The organism is Saccharopolyspora cebuensis (genome assembly GCF_039542665.1).
Lineage (GTDB): Bacteria > Actinomycetota > Actinomycetes > Mycobacteriales > Pseudonocardiaceae > Saccharopolyspora > Saccharopolyspora cebuensis.
In genome coordinates, this window is record NZ_BAABII010000019.1 from 260,617 (window position 1) to 278,221 (window position 17,605).

At 71.1% G+C, this 17,605-nt stretch carries 18 protein-coding genes; 12 read left to right on the forward strand and 6 right to left on the reverse strand.

Annotated features, from left to right (window positions below):
• Nucleotides 1–342: 342 nt before the first annotated feature.
• The 4 genes from ABD976_RS26435 to ABD976_RS26450 all read left to right on the forward strand — a co-directional run bounded on the left by ABD976_RS26435 (nucleotide 343) and on the right by ABD976_RS26450 (nucleotide 6,242).
• The gene (locus ABD976_RS26435; protein WP_345367778.1) at nucleotides 343–3,720 is read left to right on the forward strand and encodes a pyruvate carboxylase; all 3,378 of its coding nucleotides are present in this window, start codon (nucleotides 343–345) and stop codon (nucleotides 3,718–3,720) included.
• A 131-nt stretch (nucleotides 3,721–3,851) separates the two neighbouring features.
• Nucleotides 3,852–4,370: a hypothetical protein gene (locus tag ABD976_RS26440; protein WP_345367779.1), complete on the forward strand. Its 519-nt coding sequence runs from the start codon at nucleotides 3,852–3,854 to the stop codon at nucleotides 4,368–4,370.
• Between the two features lie 94 nt (nucleotides 4,371–4,464).
• Nucleotides 4,465–5,031: a hypothetical protein gene (locus tag ABD976_RS26445; protein ID WP_345367780.1), complete on the forward strand. Its 567-nt coding sequence runs from the start codon at nucleotides 4,465–4,467 to the stop codon at nucleotides 5,029–5,031.
• 95 nt (nucleotides 5,032–5,126) lie between these two features.
• Nucleotides 5,127–6,242: a TIR domain-containing protein gene (locus tag ABD976_RS26450; RefSeq protein WP_345367781.1), complete on the forward strand. Its 1,116-nt coding sequence runs from the start codon at nucleotides 5,127–5,129 to the stop codon at nucleotides 6,240–6,242.
• A 254-nt stretch (nucleotides 6,243–6,496) separates the two neighbouring features.
• On the opposite strand, the gene araD is transcribed toward ABD976_RS26450, so the two are convergent.
• The 3 genes from araD to ABD976_RS26465 form a co-directional block, all read right to left on the reverse strand.
• Complete coding sequence (gene araD / locus ABD976_RS26455) at nucleotides 6,497–8,227, reverse strand: L-arabinonate dehydratase (protein ID WP_345367782.1); 1,731 nt, start codon at nucleotides 8,225–8,227, stop codon at nucleotides 6,497–6,499.
• A gap of 138 nt (nucleotides 8,228–8,365) precedes the next feature.
• Complete coding sequence (locus ABD976_RS26460) at nucleotides 8,366–8,893, reverse strand: hypothetical protein (RefSeq protein ID WP_345367783.1); 528 nt, start codon at nucleotides 8,891–8,893, stop codon at nucleotides 8,366–8,368.
• A gap of 74 nt (nucleotides 8,894–8,967) precedes the next feature.
• Complete coding sequence (locus tag ABD976_RS26465; RefSeq protein WP_345367784.1) at nucleotides 8,968–9,195, reverse strand: hypothetical protein; 228 nt, start codon at nucleotides 9,193–9,195, stop codon at nucleotides 8,968–8,970.
• Between the two features lie 121 nt (nucleotides 9,196–9,316).
• Between ABD976_RS26465 and ABD976_RS26470 the strand changes: the two genes are divergently transcribed.
• From ABD976_RS26470 to ABD976_RS26500, 7 genes are all read left to right on the forward strand, one after another.
• Nucleotides 9,317–10,171, forward strand: a complete 855-nt coding sequence (locus ABD976_RS26470) for a helix-turn-helix domain-containing protein (protein ID WP_345367785.1) — start codon at nucleotides 9,317–9,319, stop codon at nucleotides 10,169–10,171.
• 8 nt (nucleotides 10,172–10,179) lie between these two features.
• The gene (locus ABD976_RS26475; protein ID WP_345367786.1) at nucleotides 10,180–10,374 is read left to right on the forward strand and encodes a DUF397 domain-containing protein; all 195 of its coding nucleotides are present in this window, start codon (nucleotides 10,180–10,182) and stop codon (nucleotides 10,372–10,374) included.
• A 143-nt stretch (nucleotides 10,375–10,517) separates the two neighbouring features.
• Nucleotides 10,518–10,721: a DUF397 domain-containing protein gene (locus ABD976_RS26480; RefSeq protein WP_345367787.1), complete on the forward strand. Its 204-nt coding sequence runs from the start codon at nucleotides 10,518–10,520 to the stop codon at nucleotides 10,719–10,721.
• Nucleotides 10,722–10,800: 79 nt separating this feature from the next.
• Entirely contained in the window at nucleotides 10,801–11,004 is a 204-nt protein-coding gene (locus ABD976_RS26485; RefSeq protein WP_345367788.1) for a DUF397 domain-containing protein, read from the forward strand.
• Between the two features lie 33 nt (nucleotides 11,005–11,037).
• Nucleotides 11,038–11,238, forward strand: a complete 201-nt coding sequence (locus ABD976_RS26490) for a DUF397 domain-containing protein (RefSeq protein ID WP_345367789.1) — start codon at nucleotides 11,038–11,040, stop codon at nucleotides 11,236–11,238.
• A gap of 31 nt (nucleotides 11,239–11,269) precedes the next feature.
• A complete protein-coding gene (locus ABD976_RS26495) occupies nucleotides 11,270–11,473 on the forward strand; it encodes a DUF397 domain-containing protein (RefSeq protein WP_345367790.1) in 204 nt (67 codons plus the stop codon).
• Nucleotides 11,474–11,605: 132 nt separating this feature from the next.
• Nucleotides 11,606–12,922 carry an MFS transporter gene (locus ABD976_RS26500; protein WP_345367791.1) on the forward strand — a complete coding sequence of 439 codons (1,317 nt, stop codon included), beginning with the start codon at nucleotides 11,606–11,608 and terminating at the stop codon, nucleotides 12,920–12,922.
• Nucleotides 12,923–13,024: 102 nt separating this feature from the next.
• Here the strand turns inward: ABD976_RS26500 and ABD976_RS26505 are convergent, their stop codons facing one another.
• Nucleotides 13,025–13,705, reverse strand: coding sequence for a GntR family transcriptional regulator (locus ABD976_RS26505; protein ID WP_345367792.1), 681 nt, complete (start codon nucleotides 13,703–13,705; stop codon nucleotides 13,025–13,027).
• A gap of 117 nt (nucleotides 13,706–13,822) precedes the next feature.
• Here ABD976_RS26505 and ABD976_RS26510 point away from each other — a divergent pair, with 117 nt between their 5' ends.
• Nucleotides 13,823–15,376 (forward strand): thiamine pyrophosphate-dependent enzyme, encoded by a 1,554-nt coding sequence (locus ABD976_RS26510; RefSeq protein ID WP_345367793.1) that lies wholly within the window; start codon nucleotides 13,823–13,825, stop codon nucleotides 15,374–15,376.
• Between the two features lie 246 nt (nucleotides 15,377–15,622).
• Here the strand turns inward: ABD976_RS26510 and ABD976_RS26515 are convergent, their stop codons facing one another.
• A complete protein-coding gene (locus ABD976_RS26515) occupies nucleotides 15,623–16,702 on the reverse strand; it encodes an Ldh family oxidoreductase (protein ID WP_345367794.1) in 1,080 nt (359 codons plus the stop codon).
• A 2-nt stretch (nucleotides 16,703–16,704) separates the two neighbouring features.
• The gene (locus ABD976_RS26520) at nucleotides 16,705–17,430 is read right to left on the reverse strand and encodes a ribonuclease activity regulator RraA (RefSeq protein ID WP_345367795.1); all 726 of its coding nucleotides are present in this window, start codon (nucleotides 17,428–17,430) and stop codon (nucleotides 16,705–16,707) included.
• Nucleotides 17,431–17,605: the final 175 nt, after the last annotated feature.

Sequence of the window (17,605 nt, forward strand, 5' to 3'; positions counted from 1 at the left end):
TTTGCGAACGGGTTCCCTGTCTCGGAGCCCGTCCCCGACCCTCCGCGGCGCGGTGTCGGGCGCCGGAGGGGGCGACTCGCGCGGGATGTGCCGCATCACACGTGGGGGCCGGTACCCGTTCGCGCGCGGGTGCCACGGCGGTCCGGGGGTGAATTGGCCCGGGTGATGTTGCCCGACGCGAAACTTTCACGGATTTTCTTCCCCGGCTGCCTTGTGCGGGCGCTGGTTTCGGCTGGTCATCGCTTTGCCGGGTGGTCCGAACCGTGGAACGTTCTCCCGACTTCGGGAAAATTCGCGGTAGTGTTCTCCGCACCGACGACACCCGTCCTGGAGGTAGCCGGCATGTTCCGCAAGGTCCTCGTCGCCAACCGAGGCGAGATCGCGATCCGAGCCTTCCGCGCCGCGTACGAACTCGGGGCGGGCACCGTGGCGGTGTTCCCCCACGAGGACCGCAACTCGCTGCACCGGCTCAAGGCCGACGAGTCGTACGAGATCGGCGAACCCGGCCACCCGGTGCGGGCGTACCTGTCGGTCGAGGAGATCATCGAGGCGGCGCGCACCGCGGGCGCCGACGCGATCTACCCCGGTTACGGGTTCCTGTCCGAGAACCCGAAGCTGGCCGAGGCGTGCCACCGGGCCGGCATCACCTTCGTCGGCCCGAGCCACGAGATCCTCCAGATGACCGGCAACAAGGCCACCGCCGTGGCCGCCGCCCGCGAAGCCGGGGTACCGGTGCTGGACTCCTCGGCGCCGTCCCGCGAGGTGGACGAGCTGCTCGCCGCCGCCGCGAGCATGACTTTCCCGGTGTTCGTCAAGGCCGTCGCGGGCGGCGGCGGGCGCGGGATGCGCCGGGTCGACCAGCCGGAGGCGCTGCGCGAGGCCCTCGAAGCGGCCATGCGCGAGGCGGAATCGGCCTTCGGCGACGCCACGGTGTTCCTGGAGCAGGCCGTGGTCAACCCCCGGCACATCGAGGTGCAGATCCTCGCCGACGGCGCCGGCGAGGTGATCCACCTCTACGAGCGGGACTGCTCGGTGCAGCGGCGGCACCAGAAGGTCGTGGAGATCGCCCCGGCGCCGAACCTCGACCCGGCACTGCGGGAGCGGATCTGCGCCGACGCGGTCGCCTTCGCCCGCACCATCGGCTACGTCAACGCGGGCACCGTGGAGTTCCTCGTCGACGAGCGCGGCAACCACGTGTTCATCGAGATGAACCCGCGCATCCAGGTCGAGCACACCGTGACCGAGGAGGTCACCGACGCCGACCTGGTGCAGTCGCAGCTGCGCATCGCGGCCGGGGAGACGCTGGCCGACCTGGGCATGTCGCAGGACTCGGTCCGGCTGCGCGGCGCCGCCCTGCAGTGCCGGATCACCACCGAGGACCCGGCCAACGGGTTCCGCCCGGACACCGGCATGATCAGCGCCTACCGCTCGCCGGGCGGCGCGGGCATCCGGCTCGACGGCGGGACCGCGTTCGCCGGGACCAGCGTGAGCGCGCACTTCGACTCGATGCTGGTCAAGCTCTCCTGCCGGGGACGCGACTTCGGCACCGCGGTGGCCCGGGCCCGGCGGGCGCTGGCCGAGTTCCGGATCCGGGGCGTGGCGACCAACATCCCGTTCCTGCAGGCGGTGCTGGAGGACGACGACTTCGCCGCGGGCCGGGTGACGACCTCGTTCATCGGCGAGCGCCCGCACCTGCTCACCGCGCGGCACTCCGCCGACCGCGGCACCCGGCTGCTGAACTACCTCGCCGACGTCACGGTGAACCACCCGAACGGGCGGCGGCCCGGCGTGCCGGAACCGGCGCTGAAGCTGCCGCAGGCGGACCTCGCCGTCCCGCCGCCCGCCGGGTCCAAGCAGCGGCTCACCGAACTCGGCCCGGAGGGATTCGCCCGCTGGCTGCGCGAGTCCGACGCCGTCGGCGTCACCGACACCACCTTCCGGGACGCCCACCAGTCGCTGCTGGCGACCCGGGTGCGCACCCGCGACCTGCTCGCGGTGGCCCCGCACGTGGCGCGGATGACCCCCGAACTGCTGTCCCTGGAGTGCTGGGGCGGGGCGACCTACGACGTGGCGCTGCGGTTCCTCGCCGAGGACCCGTGGGAGCGGCTGGAGAAGCTGCGCGAGGCGGTGCCCAACATCTGCCTCCAGATGCTGCTGCGCGGGCGCAACACCGTCGGCTACACGCCTTACCCGACCGAGGTGACCGAGCACTTCGTGCAGGAGGCCGCCGCCACCGGCATCGACATCTTCCGCATCTTCGACGCGCTGAACGACGTGTCCCAGATGCGCCCGGCGATCGAGGCGGTGCGCGGCACCGGCACCGCGGTGGCCGAGGTGGCGCTGTGCTACACCGGCGACCTGTCCGACCCGGCCGAGGACGTCTACACCCTGGACTACTACCTGCGGCTGGCCGAGCAGATCGTGCAGGCCGGGGCGCACGTGCTGGCGGTGAAGGACATGGCCGGGCTGCTGCGCGCCCCCGCCGCGGCGACCCTGGTCTCCGCGCTGCGCCGCGAGTTCGACCTGCCGGTGCACCTGCACACCCACGACACCCCCGGCGGCCAGCTCGCCACCTACCTGTCGGCGATCCAGGCCGGGGCGGACGCGGTGGACGGGGCGACCGCGTCGATGTCCGGCACCACCTCGCAGCCCGCGCTGTCCTCGGTCGTCGCCGCCACCGACTACACCGACCGCGCCACCGGGCTGGACCTGGGCGCGGTCTGCGACCTGGAGCCGTACTGGGAAGCGGTGCGCAAGGTCTACCAGCCGTTCGAGGCGGGGCTGGCCTCGCCGACCGGCCGGGTCTACCGGCACGAGATCCCCGGCGGCCAGCTCTCCAACCTGCGCACCCAGGCCGTCGCGCTCGGCCTCGGCGATCGCTTCGAGGAGATCGAGGCGATGTACGCGGCGGCCGACCGCATCCTCGGCCGGCTGGTGAAGGTGACCCCGTCGTCGAAGGTGGTCGGCGACCTCGCCCTGCACCTGGTCGGTGCCGGCGTCGCCCCGGCCGACTTCGAGGCGGAGCCGCGCAAGTTCGACATCCCGGACTCGGTGATCGGCTTCCTCCAAGGCGAGCTGGGTGATCCGCCCGCGGGCTGGCCGGAGCCGTTCCGCACCCGCGCCCTGGCCGGGCGGACCGCCACCCGCGCCGTCGCCGACCTCGCCGAGGAGGACCAGCGGGGCCTGCGGGAGGACCGCCGCACCACGCTGAACCGGCTGCTGTTCCCGAAGCCCACCCAGGAGTTCGGCGAGCACCGCGATGCCTACGGCGACACCTCGCTGCTGCACAGCAAGGACTTCTTCTACGGCCTGCAATCCGGGGAGGAGTGCGCGGTGGACCTGGAACCCGGCGTGCGGCTGCTCATCGGGCTGGAGGCGATCAGCGAGGCCGACGAGCGCGGCATCCGCACCGTGATGACCATCCTCAACGGCCAGATGCGGCCCATCCAGGTGCGGGACCGCTCGATCGCCTCCGAGCTGCCGGTCGCCGAGAAGGCCGACCGCGGGCACCCGGGCCACGTGCCCGCCCCGTTCTCCGGGGTGGTCACCCTGGCGGTCGCCGAGGGCGACGCGGTGGAGACCGGGCAGACCGTGGCGACCATCGAGGCGATGAAGATGGAGGCCGCGATCACCGCCCCGCAGGGCGGCCAGGTCAAGCGGCTGGCGATCGGCGGGGTCCAGCAGGTCGAGGGCGGCGACCTGATCGTCGAGATCGGCTGACGGCCCGCGCGGACCCGGGCGGTGGACCCGCGATCGGGTTCACCGCCCCGTGCCGGGCAACCCCGGCGGCGCTCGGCACGTCTTCCTCGCAGCGGCGGTCCGGGGCCGCCGCCCGGCGACGGGGGTCGACGATGCGGGTCAAGTGGGTGACGGGTGTGCTGGCGGCGGTGTGCGCGGCGGCGCTGCTGCCGGGAACGGCGGCCGGGGCGGCGGGTGACGTCCGCGACGTGGAGTGGCGGGACAGCCGGTACGCGGTGCCGCCGGTGGGCGGCTGCCCGGCGCAGGAGGTGCCGTTCGCCGACGGTGCCGCCGTGGTGGGCGACAGCGTCTACCGGTTCACCCCGCGGGAGCACGTCCGCTACGCCGACGTCACCGGCGAAGGCGTCGAGGACGCGCTGCTGTTCCTGGACTGCGGGCCGCGCAACTCCGAGTACTCCACCGCGCTGGTGGGCATGACCACCGCGCCGGACGGCTCGCCGCGGCCGCTGGGGACCGTGGTCAACCCCGAGGTGTGGACCACGGTGCCGACCGGCGTCGTCGTCCGAAACGAGCTGATCTCGGTCGGCCTGGAGAGCTGGGACACCGGCCGCACCTGGACCGAGCACTACCGCTGGGCCGCGTCGGCGGCGGCGTTCGTCCGCGTCGGATGATCGCATTCCGTGGCCGCGGGCCCGGGTGTCCCGCTACCTTCGCGCCCGAGCGGGTGCCGCGCCGGGCGGTACCCCCGGGCTGAGCGGAGGACCGGTGGAGCGGATTCGGCGGCCGAGGTCGCGGCCGGACAACGAGGTGCCGGTGCCCGTGGTGGTGGACTCCCCGGTGCTCAGCACCGGGGACCAGGCCGCGTGGCTGGAGTCCTGCCGGGTCTACTCGACCGGCGTCGAGCTCGAATTCGTCCTGCTGTCCCGCGATCCCGAGCAGCGGCGACCGCACCAGCTCGAACTGCTGGTGGGCGTCGAGTTCGCCGACGGCCGCTGGACCAGCACCTACGGGGCCCAGCCGGACGTCGACCCGGAAGCGCCGGTGCTGCACGCGCAGGGCGGCGGTGGCACCGACAACCGGATGAGCGAGAGCTACTACCTCAGCCCGGTGCCGCCGGAGGGGCCGTGCACGGTGTACTTCGCGCTGCCGGACACCGACCTGGCCGACGGGGAGGTGGTGCTCGCCGGAGCGCGGCTGAACACCGCCGCGGCGGCCGTGCGGGAGCTGTGGCCGTGGCGGCCGAGGGAGTCGAGCACAGCCCCGGTGCACGTCCCGGTCCCGCCCCCAGGAAGCTGGTTCCGCTCCCACCCGGAACCCGGCCTTCCGGACTAACGCAGGACGGTGCGGGGCCAGCGCCGTTGTGGCCGTGTTGTGAGAAGTGCACGAGCCCGTGCACGTGTGAACCGCAGAAAAGGGATTTTTCAACGATGGACCGAGAAGAGCTGGAATCCGAATCTGCCATTCGGGTTTTTTTAAGCTATGCGCACGCGGATGACGAACTGCTGGATATGGTCAAATATTTCAAGGTGTCCCTGGAGCATGTCGCATTCGCTGATCGCGGAAGGAGGCTCGACGTATTCTTTGACCGTGAGTCAATCGGATGGGGGGATAATTGGAAGGGGAAAATTCGGGGCAGTATCGAAGGTGCCATGATCTTCATGCCAGTGGTCACAAGGCAGTACTTCGACCGCGCGGCTTGCCGGGAAGAGCTGCTGTCTTTCCATGGTGAAGCCGAGCGCCTTGGTGTAACGTCCTTGATTCTCCCTGTCGTTGTGATGGGGCATTCATACATATCGGAAGACAGTCAGGATGTAGCGGCTCGAATTATTTCTGAGCGTCAGTACCGGAATCTGGAGGACGCCTGGATCGAAGGGCCGGGGTCTGCGACTTGGCGGCGAACCATGATGCAACTTGCTCGGGAACTGGTCGATGCGGCAGAGCTTGCCGAGCAGAAGCTGAGTGTCGATGCGGGTGCCTCGACGACTCCGAGCATGGGTGATCTCGACGATACCGATGCTCCGGGGATGGCTGAGGTTTCCGAAGCACTGGAGGTCTTTCAAAGGCGCGGGGAGGCCCTAATGCTTACGATGAAGAACGCTCTCGCGAAGCTGGCGGAAAGCTTTAATGGGGCGGAGGGAGTACAAAATATGCCCGCTGCTGAAGCTAGGGCGAAAATGCTTGAGATGGCGGCGCAAATCGGCCCTTATGGAGCTGAATTCCAGGAGGAGGCACGTTCTTTCGAGGCGGTCGTTGTTGAGACTGAAAATTTGATGCGGAGCTATTTGGAGTATATCCGTCAGTGCGGCCCTCGTGACCTTCTGGAGAGGGAGTATGCTGCGCTCAGGTCCAGTGCCGTTGGCATGGAGGCATTTGACGAAGCAGAGGGGATGCTGTCGGAATTTCTGAAAAATCTTCGCCCTGTTGAAGTTTCGAGTGCTCCCATGCGAAAATCCTTGCGTGGGTTTCGTGACGGAGCCAAGGCTGTTGAAAGTGCCATTACGATGATAAAGGGATGGCCGGCACTCGCCGATGAGACCTCTTGAGGCGGCGCCTCGCCTGGTCTGCGCCGTGGGGTGTAGCGCCCTCGATCTTGTCGGTTGGATGGGAATGGATCTCGCGCATCGAAGAGGTCGGTCGACCGGGTGTGCTGCACTGGATTGACTGACCGAGGTGGGCGGTCCTCCGCCGACCCCCTCGGCTCAGGGCTTTAATGCCTTCGGCGGAATACTCTTCCTGCACTTCTGAGCGCCGGTCGCGGCCAGCTCCGCTCCGCATCGAGTCCGGTCGTCGGTGGTCCTCAGTGGATGGCTGGTTCCGGGACGCCGCCGGAGCCGGTGAGGAAGTCGAAGTCGCAGCCCTGGTCGGCTTGGGTGATGTGGCGGTGGAACAGCGTGCTGTAGCCGCGCGCGGCCACCGGCTCGGGCGGGGTCCAGGACGCGCGCCGCCGGGTGAGTTCCTCCTCGGGCACCCGCAGGTCGAGGGTGCGGCGGGCGGTGTCGAGCTCGACCACGTCGCCGTCGCGGAGCAGGGCCAGCGGGCCGCCCGCGACCGATTCCGGGGCCACGTGCAGCACGCAGGTGCCGTAGCTGGTGCCGCTCATCCGGGCGTCGGAGATGCGCACCATGTCGGTGACCCCGGCGCGCAGCAGCTTCTTCGGGATCGGCAGCATCCCCCACTCCGGCATCCCCGGACCGCCCAGCGGTCCCGTGCCGCGCAGCACCAGCACGGTGTCGGCGTCCACGTCGAGGTCCTCGTCGTCGATCCGCGCGGCCATGTCCTCGTAGCCGTCGAAGACCAGCGCGGGCCCGACGTGCTGGAGCAGCTCGGGACTGGCCGCGGAGGTCTTGAGCACGCAGCCGTCCGGCGCGAGGCTGCCGCGCAGCACCGCGAGTCCGCCCTGCGCGGACAGCGGATCGGCGCGCGGGCGGATCACCGCCGGGTCGTGGACCTCGGCGCCGTCCAGGTTCTCGCCGAGGGTGCGCCCGTTGATGGTGAGCGTGTCCCGGTGCAGCAGCCCGCCGAGCTCGGCCATCAGCGCGCGCAGCCCGCCCGCGTCGTGGAAGTCCTCCATCAGGTGCGCCCCGGAGGGCCGGATGTCGGCGAGCACCGGAACGTCGCGGGAGGCGGCGTCGAAGGCGTCCAGCGGGAGGTCGATCCCGGCCCGCCCGGCCATCGCGATCAGGTGGATCACCGCGTTGGTGGAGCCGCCCATGGCCACCACGACGGCGACGGCGTTGTCGAACGCCTCCCGGGTCAGCAGCTCGCCGGGGCGCAGGTCGTCCCAGACGGCCGCGACGATCCGCCTGCCGGTGGCCACCGCCATCCGCTGGTGCGGGGAGAACGCCGCCGGGATGGAGGAGGCGCCGGGCAGCGTCAGGCCGAGCGCTTCGGCGGCGGCGGTCATGGTGGAGGCGGTGCCCATCGTCATGCAGTGCCCGGGGGAGCGGGCGATGCCGTCCTCGATCTCGGCCCACTCCTGGTCGCCGAGGGTGCCGGCGCGCTTGCGGTCCCAGTACTTCCAGGTGTCCGAACCGCTGCCCAGGGTGGTGTCGCGCCAGCGGCCCTTGAGCATCGGCCCGGCGGGCAGGAAGATCGAGGGGAGACCGGCGCTGGTGGCGCCCATGATCAGACCGGGGGTGGTCTTGTCGCAGCCGCCCATCAGCACGCAGCCGTCGACCGGGTAGCTGCGCAGCAGCTCCTCGGTCTCCATCGCGAGCAGGTTGCGGTAGAGCATCGTGGTCGGCTTCTGGAACGGCTCGGACAGCGACATCGCGGGCAGTTCCAGCGGGAAGCCCCCGGCCTGCCAGACGCCGCGCTTGACCTCCTCGGCGCGTTCCCGGAAGTGCGCGTGGCACGGGTTGATCTCGCTCCACGTGTTGACCACGGCGATCACCGGTTTGCCCGCGTAGTCCTCGGCGTCGTAGCCCATCTGCTTGGCGCGGGACCGGTGGCCGAAGGAGCGCATGTCGTCCGCGCCGAACCAGCGGTGGCTGCGCAGTTCCTCGGCGGTGAGCGGTGATCGGGGCATGACCGGCCTTTCGGAGAAGTGCGGCGGCCGATTCAAGGTATATGATATCTCAGTCGGTGACCAGGGGTGCTCGACCGCGACGGCCGAGCACCCCGCGACGCCGGAAACGGCGCTCCGGAGCCCGTTTCCGGCGTGCTGCTACGGTGCGCTCGGGTGGCTGGTCAGTTGCCCGCTCGCGTCGGTCAGGAGTGGCCGCTCCTGGCCGACGCCCACCGCCCTCGGTGCCGGGATGCCGAGCAGGAGTTCCTCGGTCTCCCACGACGAGGGCGAGTGCTCGCCGCGCGCGGCGGTGGCGGGACGCAACCCGGCCTCGATCGCCTGGTTCAGGTGCGCCCTGGTCGTCTCCCGCGCGCTCAAGCACGCCTCGCACGGCACGCCGCCGCGGTCGCCCAGCCGACCGGGCCGCCCGATCCGGGTCCACTCCCCGCGCAGCGGGTGACCGCACAGCGCCCGGCCGTCGCCCCGCGTGAGGTGCACCCGGGTTTCCCGCGAGCCCACCGCCCAGTGGACGTCGACCCGCTGCGCACCGGGCGCCCGGACGGGCGGTCCCGTTCCCGCGCGTCGTTCCGGTGCTGGTGCGGCCCGCTCCTCCGCGCGCCGCGCCGCGCCCTCGATCCCGAGCCACAGGCCCACGAGGAACACGACGTACACGATCGCCCAGACCATCGGCTACCTCCTGACTTCCGCCGCGAGTGCGGCTCTCGCGTCCAGCGCCGTGCGGACCTGGCGCAGTCGTCGACTCATCGGGCCAGCGATCCCCACATGTCGCGCGGGCCGTTGACCAGGAGGTGCGCCTCGGCGTTGCACGCGGCGCAGGTGCTCCACAGCCACGCCTCCCAGGAGAGGACGACCCGGTGCGTCGCCCCGCAGAGCATCAGCGCCTCCGCGCCGTCGGAGAGGTCGTCGGCCTTGCTGGCATGGCGCTCCCGCGCAGCAGGACGCCACAGGAACGCGTGCGGTCGGTACATGTGCCATTACCCTCCGCTGCTATTGTCGTGCTCATGGATGGATGAAGCTAGACGGTAGCGGCGAGATGGTCAGTCGTCTTTCCCCTGATCGGCTGGCGTACGTACATGGGAGGCTGCTGGCATGGCAGGTACAGCACGGCAGGTGCACCTGGGCAGGAAGCTCAAGGAACTGCGGCATGCCGCCGGGTTATCGCTGGAGCAGGTTTCCGAGCACGTGGAACGTTCCCGCTCCGCCGTGGGCCACTGGGAGCGCGGCTTCACCAGGATCGGCGCGCAGGACCTCGCGGCGGTGCTCCGGCTCTACGAAACCGACGAGGAACTGACGGAGCAGTTGCAGACGCTGCGGCGGGAGAGCGGCAAACGTGGTTGGTGGCACTCCTACAAGCTGCCTCCGTACATGACCCCGTTCATCGGTTTCGAGGCCGAAGCGTCCGAGGTCTTCCACTTCGAACTCGGGATTGTGCCTGGGCTCCTGCAAACCGAGAGCTACGCGCGTGCGGTGCACGAATCCGGACGTCTGGTGCTGTCGGACGAGGAACTCCGCGAGTGGGTGGACGCGCGGCTGAAACGGCAGGAGCGGTTGGACAAGGGCGGCGGGCTCACGCTGCACGCCGTGATCGCGGAAGAGGCGGTGCGGCGAGTCGTCGGTTCGCCTGGCGTGATGGCCGAGCAGCTTGAACACCTGCAGAGGGTCTGCAAGAAGCCCAGTTTGAAGCTTCAAGTCCTCCCGTTCGACGCGGGCGCGCACGTCGGCGCGCATGGCCCGATTACTGTGCTGCGGTTTCCGGACGCTGGGCATGGCGATGTGGCGTTCAGCGATACGCCGCTGGGCGGGCACGTGATCGACGACCTCCGGGATGTGGCGGAGCTGAGCCGATTGTTCGCCGAACTCAAAGCGCAGGCGCTCCCGGAGCGGGAATCGGTGGCCATGCTGAGTAGCATCCGAGATGCGCACGCCACCCGTTCGAAGGAGTGAAGAACGTGATGACCACCCCGAAGTGGCGGAAGTCCAGCAGGTCCGGCCAAGGCAACAACTGCGTCGAGGTCGCCGACAACGTGCCGGGGATTGCTCTGATCCGGGACTCCAAGCTCGGTGAGGCGTCCCCGGTCCTGGGCCTGGAGCCGACCGCGTTCTCGGCGTTCGTCAGCGCTGTGCGGGCGGGTCGCTTCGACGGCTGACGCTCGTCCGGCGAAGAACCCCCACCGTCCCGGTGGGGGTTCTTTTTCGTGGGTATGTCGCTGCTTGCGCCGCTCGTGGCGTCTTCCGGAACGCCTCGGACAGTCGTACGCTTCTCGACCAGTACACCGATGGGAGCGGAAGCATGGGCGTTGTCAGCGGTGCGCACTGGCGGAAGTCTTCGAGGTCTTCCCAGGCGTCGAACTGCGTCGAGGTCGCGACCAACTTCCCTGGGGGCGCGTTGGTGCGGGACTCCAAGCTCGGTGACGCCTCGCCGGTGCTCGGCCTGGAGCCTGCCGCGTTCTCGATGTTCGTCGGTGCCATCAAGGCAGGCCGCTTCGACGGCTGACGCCCGTCCGGTGCGGCACTGGAAGGTGTGCTGTTCAACGAAGCCGAAGACTGCTCGACCCGCCGACAGGAGCGTGAGCATGGACATCGTCAACGGCCTGCAATGGCGCAAGTCGAGCCGCAGCAACCAAGGTGGCAACTGCGTCGAGGTAGCTGCGAATCCACCCGGTGCGATCCTGATCCGGGACTCCAAGCTCGGTGACGCCTCGCCAGTCCTGAACACCACGCCCGGCGGGTTCGCACGGTTCCTCCGTGCCGTGCGGAACGGTCGGTATGAATCCTGACGTGCCCATTCGCGATTCGACAGGAGCGCAAACATGGACGCCAGCGGTGCGCAGTGGCGCAAGTCCTCCCGCAGTGGAGGTGCCCAGCAGTGCGTGGAAGTCGCCACCAACCTCGTGGGCGCGGCTCTGATCCGGGACTCGAAGCTCGGGGACGCCTCGCCAGTCCTGAGCACGTCCCGCGGCGCGTACGCGCGGTTCATCGGTGCCATGAAGGCGGGCCGCTTCGACGGCTGACGCCCACCTCAGGAGCGACAGGAGCGGGAGCATGGACGTTGTCAGCGGTGCGGAATGGCGGAAGTCCAGCCGCAGCGGCGCGCAACAGGCGTGCGTCGAGATTGCCACGAACCTGCGTGAGGTGGCGCTGATCCGGGACTCCAAGCTCGGCGACTCCTCGCCGGTGCTCGGCTTGGAACCTGCCGCGTTCTCGGCGTTCGTCGGTGCTGTGCGGGCGGGCCGCTTCGACGGCTGATGCTCGTCCGGCGCGAACCCCCACCGTTCCGGTGGGGGTTCTTCTCGTCTCGTCGGCATCTTGACGGTGTGGGGTGGGCCACTTTAGCTTGGCGTATCAGATATCATGCGCCAACACGATGAGGTGCGTCGCATGGAGCAGCCCGAGTCCAGCCGTCCGCGCCGCACCCGGGTCCGGTGGCTGATCGTCGTCCTGATCGCCGTGGCCACCGCCATCGCCTACATCGACCGCGCCAACCTCAGCGTCGCCAGCGATCAGATGCAGCAGGAGCTCGGCTTCTCCGACGAGCTCAAGGGCATCATGCTGTCGTCGTTCTTCTGGACCTACGCGCTGTTCCAGCTCCCCGGCGGCTGGCTGGTGGACCGCTTCGGCCCCCGGCTGCTCTACCCGCTGGCGGTGCTCTGGTGGTCCATCGGCACCGCGGCCACGGCGCTGGTGCGCGGCTTCGCCGGGGTGATCGGCTGGCGGCTGGTGCTCGGCGTGGGCGAGGCGCCGATGCAGGCGGCCAACGCGCGGGTGGTGTCGGAGTGGTTCCCGCGCAAGGAACGCGCCTTCGCCTCCTCGATCTTCGACACCGGCTCGGAATTCGGGTCGGCGCTGTCGGTCCCGCTGGTGACGCTGCTCATCGCGCTGGTCGGGTGGCGCGGTTCGTTCGTGGTGACCGGCGCGCTGGGGCTCGTGTGGGTCGCGGTGTGGTTGTGGATCTACCGCTCGCCGCGCCGCCAGCGCTGGACCAACCAGGCCGAAGTGGACTACATCGAGCAGGGCGGCGGGCGGACCGAGGAGAAGGAGCTCGGCGACGACGGCAGGCAGCCGATGCCCTGGCGGCACCTCTTCCGCTACTCGACCACCTGGGCGCTGGTCGCCGGCTACACCTGCCGCGGCGTGATCATCTACTTCTTCATCACCTGGTACCCGGACTTCCTGGTGAACCAGCAGGGTTTCAGCCTGCTCCAGCTCGGCCTGTTCGGCGCGATCCCGGGCCTGGCGGCGATGGTGGCCAACTGGCTCGGCGGGCTGCTGTCGGACTGGCTGGTGCGCCGTGGCACGCGGCTGGCGCTGGCCCGCAAGATCCCGCTCGTGGTGGGGATGCTCGGCGCCTCGACGATCGCGCTGGCGTCGGTCGCGCCGAACCCGGTGGCGGCGCTGACCTTCCTGACGCTGTCCTACTGCAGCGTCGCGATCGCGACCGGAGCGCTGCTGTCGCTGCCCGCCGACGTCGCGCCGTCCCCGCGCAACGTCGCGTCCCTGACCGGGGTGCAGAACTTCGGCTCGCAGCTCGGCGGGGTGATCGGGCCGATCGTGATCGGCTTCCTGATCGGCACCGGGCAGTACGCCTACGTGTGGCCGCTGCTGTTCGCCGGGGCGATGAGCGTCATCGGCGCGGCGATCTACGCCTTCGCCGTGAAGATCGAGCCACTGGACGAGCAACGCCCGATGCTCCGCTGACCCTCACCCGAACGGGAACTGAGTGAGGGGCACCCTTGACCAACATACTTGGGCAAGGGTGCCCCTCACTCATGACGAGAACGGGTGACGTCGGGTGCGGGGTCAGCCTTCGGCTTCGTCGATCTTGGCCATGGCGCTGCGGAGGTGCTCGCGGGAGAGCCGTTCGACGTCCTCGGCGCTGCCGTCGGTGGCGGCGGCCAGGATCTCGGCGTGCTCGACGAACTCGTCGCGCCAGGACGGCCAGCGGTCCCACAGCATGCTGACCACGCCGAGCGAGGTGAGGTCGCGCAGGCCGTCGAGCTGGTCGACGACCAGCTCGTTGCCGCAGCCGCTGTAGAGCGCGCGGTGGAACCGGCGGTTGGCGGCGCTGAGCTCGGAGTTGCGGCCCGAGCTGAGCAGCCCGGCGGCTTCGTTGAGCGCGTCCTGGGCCTGCCGCAGCGGCTCGGGGGCGCCGGAGCGGGCGGTGGTCATCGCGGCCCACGGCTCCAGCAGCAGCCGGACCTGGTAGACGGCGCGCAGGTCGGCGAGGGCGAGGCGGCGCACCGTGAAGCCCTTGTTCGGGGCCACGGTGACCAGGCCGGTGTGCGCCATGCCGATCAGCGCCTCGCGGACCGGCGTCTTGGACACCCCGAGCTGCTCGGACAGGCGCCGCTCCACCAGGGTCTCGCCCGGCTGGAGCGCGCCGGTGAGGATGGCGTCGCGCAGGGTGGCGGCGACCAGGTCGGTGCGGCTGGCCGGGCCGTCCAGCGGGCGCAGTCCGGGGGTATCGCTCAGCGTGGACACGAGGTCGATGATATATCGACCCCGGCGCGCCCTCGCCCGGCCCAGGTATTTCCTCGTTCGGATCACCGTTTCCGGTGAAGTGATGTACGATATATCAACCTGACGAAGGGAGTCCCCGTGGAACGCACCGTGGCCCGCGCCGTGGTCGAGGTCCTCGCCGACGCCGGGGTGCGGCGCGGCTACACCGTGCCGGGCGAATCGTTCCTCGGGCTGCTCGACGCGCTGGCGGCCGAACCCCGGCTGACGCTGGTCTCCACCCGGCACGAGAGCGGCGCGGCGTTCATGGCCGAGGCCGACGGCAAGCTGCGCGGCGCCCCCGCCCTCGCGCTGGCCAGCCGCGGTCCGGGCGCCACCAACCTCGCCATCGGCGTGCACACCGCCGAGCAGGACGGGACCCCGATGCTGGTGCTGCTCGGCCAGGTCCCGTCCACCAAGCTCGGCAGGCGGAGCTTCCAGGAGGTCGACCTGGCGGCGATGTTCGCGCCGCTGGCGCGGTGGTCGGCCCAGGCGGGCACCGCCGCCGAGGTCCCCGGGCTGGTCGCCGAAGCGCTGTCCGCCGCGACCGGGCCGCGTCCCGGACCGGCGGTGCTCGCGGTGCCCAGCGACTTCTGGGACCAGCCCGCGCCCGATCCGGTTCCCGCCGCCCCGCCCGCCGTCCCGGCGGCCCCGGACACCGCCGAGGTGGCCGCGCTGCTCGACGCCGCCGAGCAGCCGGTCGTCATCACCGGCACCCGGTCGCCCGAGGACCACGCCGAACTCGTCGCCACCGCCGAACGGCTCGGCCTCGGCGTGCACACCGGGTTCCGCAGGCAGGACTCCTTCCCCGAGGACCACCCGCAGCACCTCGGCCACCTCGCCCTCGGGGTGCCCGCGCTGGACGCGCTGGAGCACGCCGATCTGCTGCTGGTGCTGGGGATGCGGCTCGACGAGGTGACCACCCAGGGCTTCCGCTACCCGCTGCCGCACCAGCGGGTGATCGACGTCGAGCACGGCGTGGCCGGTTTCCTGCGCGAGCTCCGCACCACCGCCGCACCCCGGAGCCGGGACTGGTCCCAGGCGCGCGCCGCCGTGCGGGCGTTCAGCACCGCGCCCGAGGGCACCGACGGCTTGCACCCGACCGACGTGGTGCGCACCCTGCGCCGGCTGGCCCCGGCGGACGCGATCGTGACCAACGACGCGGGCAACTTCGCCGGATTCGTGCACCGCTACTGGTGCTTCACCGAACCGCGCACCCAGCTCGGGCCGTGCAACGGCGCGATGGGCTACGCCGTCCCGGCGGCGGTGGCCGCCAAGCTCGCCGCGCCGGAGCGGACCGCGCTGGCGATGGTCGGCGACGGCGGCGCGCTGATGACCGGCCAGGAGGTCGAGACCGCGGTGCGCCTCGGTGCGCCGATCGTCGTCGTGGTCTTCCAGAACGGGCTCTACGGCACCATCGCGATGCACCAGGCCAAGGCCGGGTTCGGGCTGTCCGCGGTGGACATCGGCGGGGTCGACTTCGCGGGCTGGGCGCGCTCGCTCGGCGCTGCCGGGTACACCGTCGCCTCCCGCGCCGAGCTGGAACCGTCGGTCCGCGCCGCCCTCGCCGCGGACCGCCCCGCCGTCCTCGACGTCCGCACCGACCCGGACGTGCTCACCGCCGACACCCGCCTCGCCGACTTCCTGGAGTCCTGAGGGCCGCTTTCGTCACGCGCCTTGCGTGGCGGTGCGGGTGGCGGAACCTCAGCGGTCTTCTCGCTGCGGGATCGCCTCCTGATGTACCCACTTCCGTACCCGGCGTCGGCGCTGTCCTCGCGAGAAGACCGCTGAGCGGTCACGTCCGAGCACGGGCCGCGGTGCCAGCTGACGGCCGCACAGCATGCGGCTCCGCCGCATCCTGCAAGGACTCCTGAGCCCGTCGGGCGCGCGGCGGTGCGGCGCTCAGCCGAGGTCGAAGGCGACCCCGGCGCGGTCGGCCACGCCCCGGAGCTGGTGCAGCGCCTCGGCCGACAGCGGGACGCCGGCGGCGGTGCGCTCCGCGCGGGCGCGCGCCTGCGGGTCGCCCGCGACCAGCACCGGGTGGTCCGGGTCGACGGGTGGGGTGTCGTGCAGCAGGTCGATCGCGTCGTCCAGGTCGTCGGCGAAGGAACCGGCGGTGCGGAACGCGGCCGGGTCCAGCGCCAGGAAGAAGTGCCCGATGTCGTGCGGGCTCGCGGGGTCGTCGCGTTCGCGCAGCGCCGGGAACACCCCGCCGCACAGGGTCGCGCCGAGCACGTGGGCCATCATGCTCAGCCCGTAGCCCTTGTGGCTGGACATCTCCGGGGTGCCGCCGAGCGGGGTGAGCCCGCCGACGTCGTCCTCCTTGATGATCCGCTGCGCTTCGGCGGCGTCGCGCACCGGTTCGCCCGCGGCGTCGAGCACCCAGCCCGGGGGCAGCGGCCGGTCCTCGTAGTCGTAGACCTTGACCTTGTTGGCCGCGACGGTGCTGGTGGCCATGTCCAGCAGGAAGTGCGGGTTGCGCCGGGCGGGCGCGGCGAACGCGATCGGGTTGGTGGCCAGCATCGGCACCACCGCCCCGGTGGGCACCCCGCAGGACAGGTTCGCCGAGCTGGTGACCATGCCGATCAGGCCCCGGTGGGCGGCCATCTCGGCGTAGTACCCGGCGGCGCCGAAGTGGTGCGAGCGGGCCACCGAGACCACGCCGACGGCGTGCTCGCGGGCCTTGTCGACGGCCAGCCGCATGGCGAACTCGCCCGCCGGGTGGCCGAGCCCGCGCCCGGCGTCGACGAGCGCGGTGGCGGCGTTCTCCCGCACCACGACCGGCCGCGCGGTGAGGTCGAGGCGGCCCTGCTCGTGGAACCGCTCGTAGGTCATCAGCAGCGAGACGCCGTGCGAGTCGATGCCCGCGAGGTCGGTGTCGACGAGCACGTCCGCGGTGGTGGCGGCGAGGTCGTCGGCCATCCCCCAGGCGGTCAGCACGTCCCGGGCCAGCGTCCGGATCCGGTCGGCGGGAACTCCCACGGTCAGCTCCTCGGCGGGTGGTGGCGGGCCCATTCCCGGTAGCGCGCCCGGGTGGCCTCGTCCGGCGGGTAGGTGCCGCGCAGCGGTCGTCCGGCGGTCACTTCGGACAGCACGAACTCCTCCAGGTGCTCCTGCTCGGCGGCTTCCTCGGCGACCTCCGCGGCGAGGTGGCGCGGCAGGCACGCCACGCCGTCGGCGTCGCCGATCAGCACGTCGCCGGGGTAGACGGCGACCTCGCCGCAGCCGATCGGCACCTGGAGGTCGACGGCGTGGTGCTGGACCAGGTTGGTGCTCGCGGAGATCCCGGCGGCGAAGGCGGGCATCGCCAGCTCGGCGAACCCGGCGGCGTCGCGGACGGCGCCGTCGGTGACCACCCCGGCGACCCCGCGCACCTGCAACCGGGTGGCCAGGATGTGCCCGAGCGAGGCGGCGCGCCGCTGGCCCCGGCTGTCGATCACCAGCACCTGACCGGCGGGGACGGCCTCCACGGCGCGGCGCTGCGGGTGGTCGTAGTCCTGGAACACCGAGAGCACGTCGAGGTCCTCGCGGGCCGGGATGCAGCGCAGCGTGAAGGCCTCGCCGACCATCGGGGAGTCCACCGGGTGCAGCGGACGTGGCCCCTGGAGCAGGGCGCCGCGCAGCCCCCGGGCCAGCAGCCGGGTGGTGATCGTCGCGGTGCTGGTGCGGCGCAGCAGGTGCCACGTCCGCTCGGGCAGCGGGTCGGCCATCGGACGCCTCCGGGCGACGCTGGGCAGAGACCGAGATATCATATACCGGATTCGGCGAGCCGCGTTCCGCCGAAAGGCCGGTCCTGGTGGTCACGGGACGTGCGGGCGGGAAGAACCCGGGCGGTGGGGGTTCCGCGCCGAACGGGCGTCAGCCGCCGCAGCGACCCGCCCGCAC

What these genes read in the sequence shown, in the direction of transcription:
- ABD976_RS26435 (WP_345367778.1), top strand. Translation starts at nt 343, where the DNA reads ATGTTCCGCAAGGTCCTCGTCGCCAACCGAGGCGAGATCGCGATCCGA.
- ABD976_RS26440 (WP_345367779.1), top strand. Translation starts at nt 3,852, where the DNA reads ATGCGGGTCAAGTGGGTGACGGGTGTGCTGGCGGCGGTGTGCGCGGCG.
- ABD976_RS26450 (WP_345367781.1), top strand. Translation starts at nt 5,127, where the DNA reads ATGGACCGAGAAGAGCTGGAATCCGAATCTGCCATTCGGGTTTTTTTA.
- araD (WP_345367782.1), bottom strand. Translation starts at nt 8,227, where the DNA reads ATGCCCCGATCACCGCTCACCGCCGAGGAACTGCGCAGCCACCGCTGG.
- ABD976_RS26460 (WP_345367783.1), bottom strand. Translation starts at nt 8,893, where the DNA reads ATGGTCTGGGCGATCGTGTACGTCGTGTTCCTCGTGGGCCTGTGGCTC.
- ABD976_RS26465 (WP_345367784.1), bottom strand. Translation starts at nt 9,195, where the DNA reads ATGTACCGACCGCACGCGTTCCTGTGGCGTCCTGCTGCGCGGGAGCGC.
- ABD976_RS26470 (WP_345367785.1), top strand. Translation starts at nt 9,317, where the DNA reads ATGGCAGGTACAGCACGGCAGGTGCACCTGGGCAGGAAGCTCAAGGAA.
- ABD976_RS26475 (WP_345367786.1), top strand. Translation starts at nt 10,180, where the DNA reads ATGACCACCCCGAAGTGGCGGAAGTCCAGCAGGTCCGGCCAAGGCAAC.
- ABD976_RS26480 (WP_345367787.1), top strand. Translation starts at nt 10,518, where the DNA reads ATGGGCGTTGTCAGCGGTGCGCACTGGCGGAAGTCTTCGAGGTCTTCC.
- ABD976_RS26485 (WP_345367788.1), top strand. Translation starts at nt 10,801, where the DNA reads ATGGACATCGTCAACGGCCTGCAATGGCGCAAGTCGAGCCGCAGCAAC.
- ABD976_RS26490 (WP_345367789.1), top strand. Translation starts at nt 11,038, where the DNA reads ATGGACGCCAGCGGTGCGCAGTGGCGCAAGTCCTCCCGCAGTGGAGGT.
- ABD976_RS26495 (WP_345367790.1), top strand. Translation starts at nt 11,270, where the DNA reads ATGGACGTTGTCAGCGGTGCGGAATGGCGGAAGTCCAGCCGCAGCGGC.
- ABD976_RS26500 (WP_345367791.1), top strand. Translation starts at nt 11,606, where the DNA reads ATGGAGCAGCCCGAGTCCAGCCGTCCGCGCCGCACCCGGGTCCGGTGG.
- ABD976_RS26520 (WP_345367795.1), bottom strand. Translation starts at nt 17,430, where the DNA reads ATGGCCGACCCGCTGCCCGAGCGGACGTGGCACCTGCTGCGCCGCACC.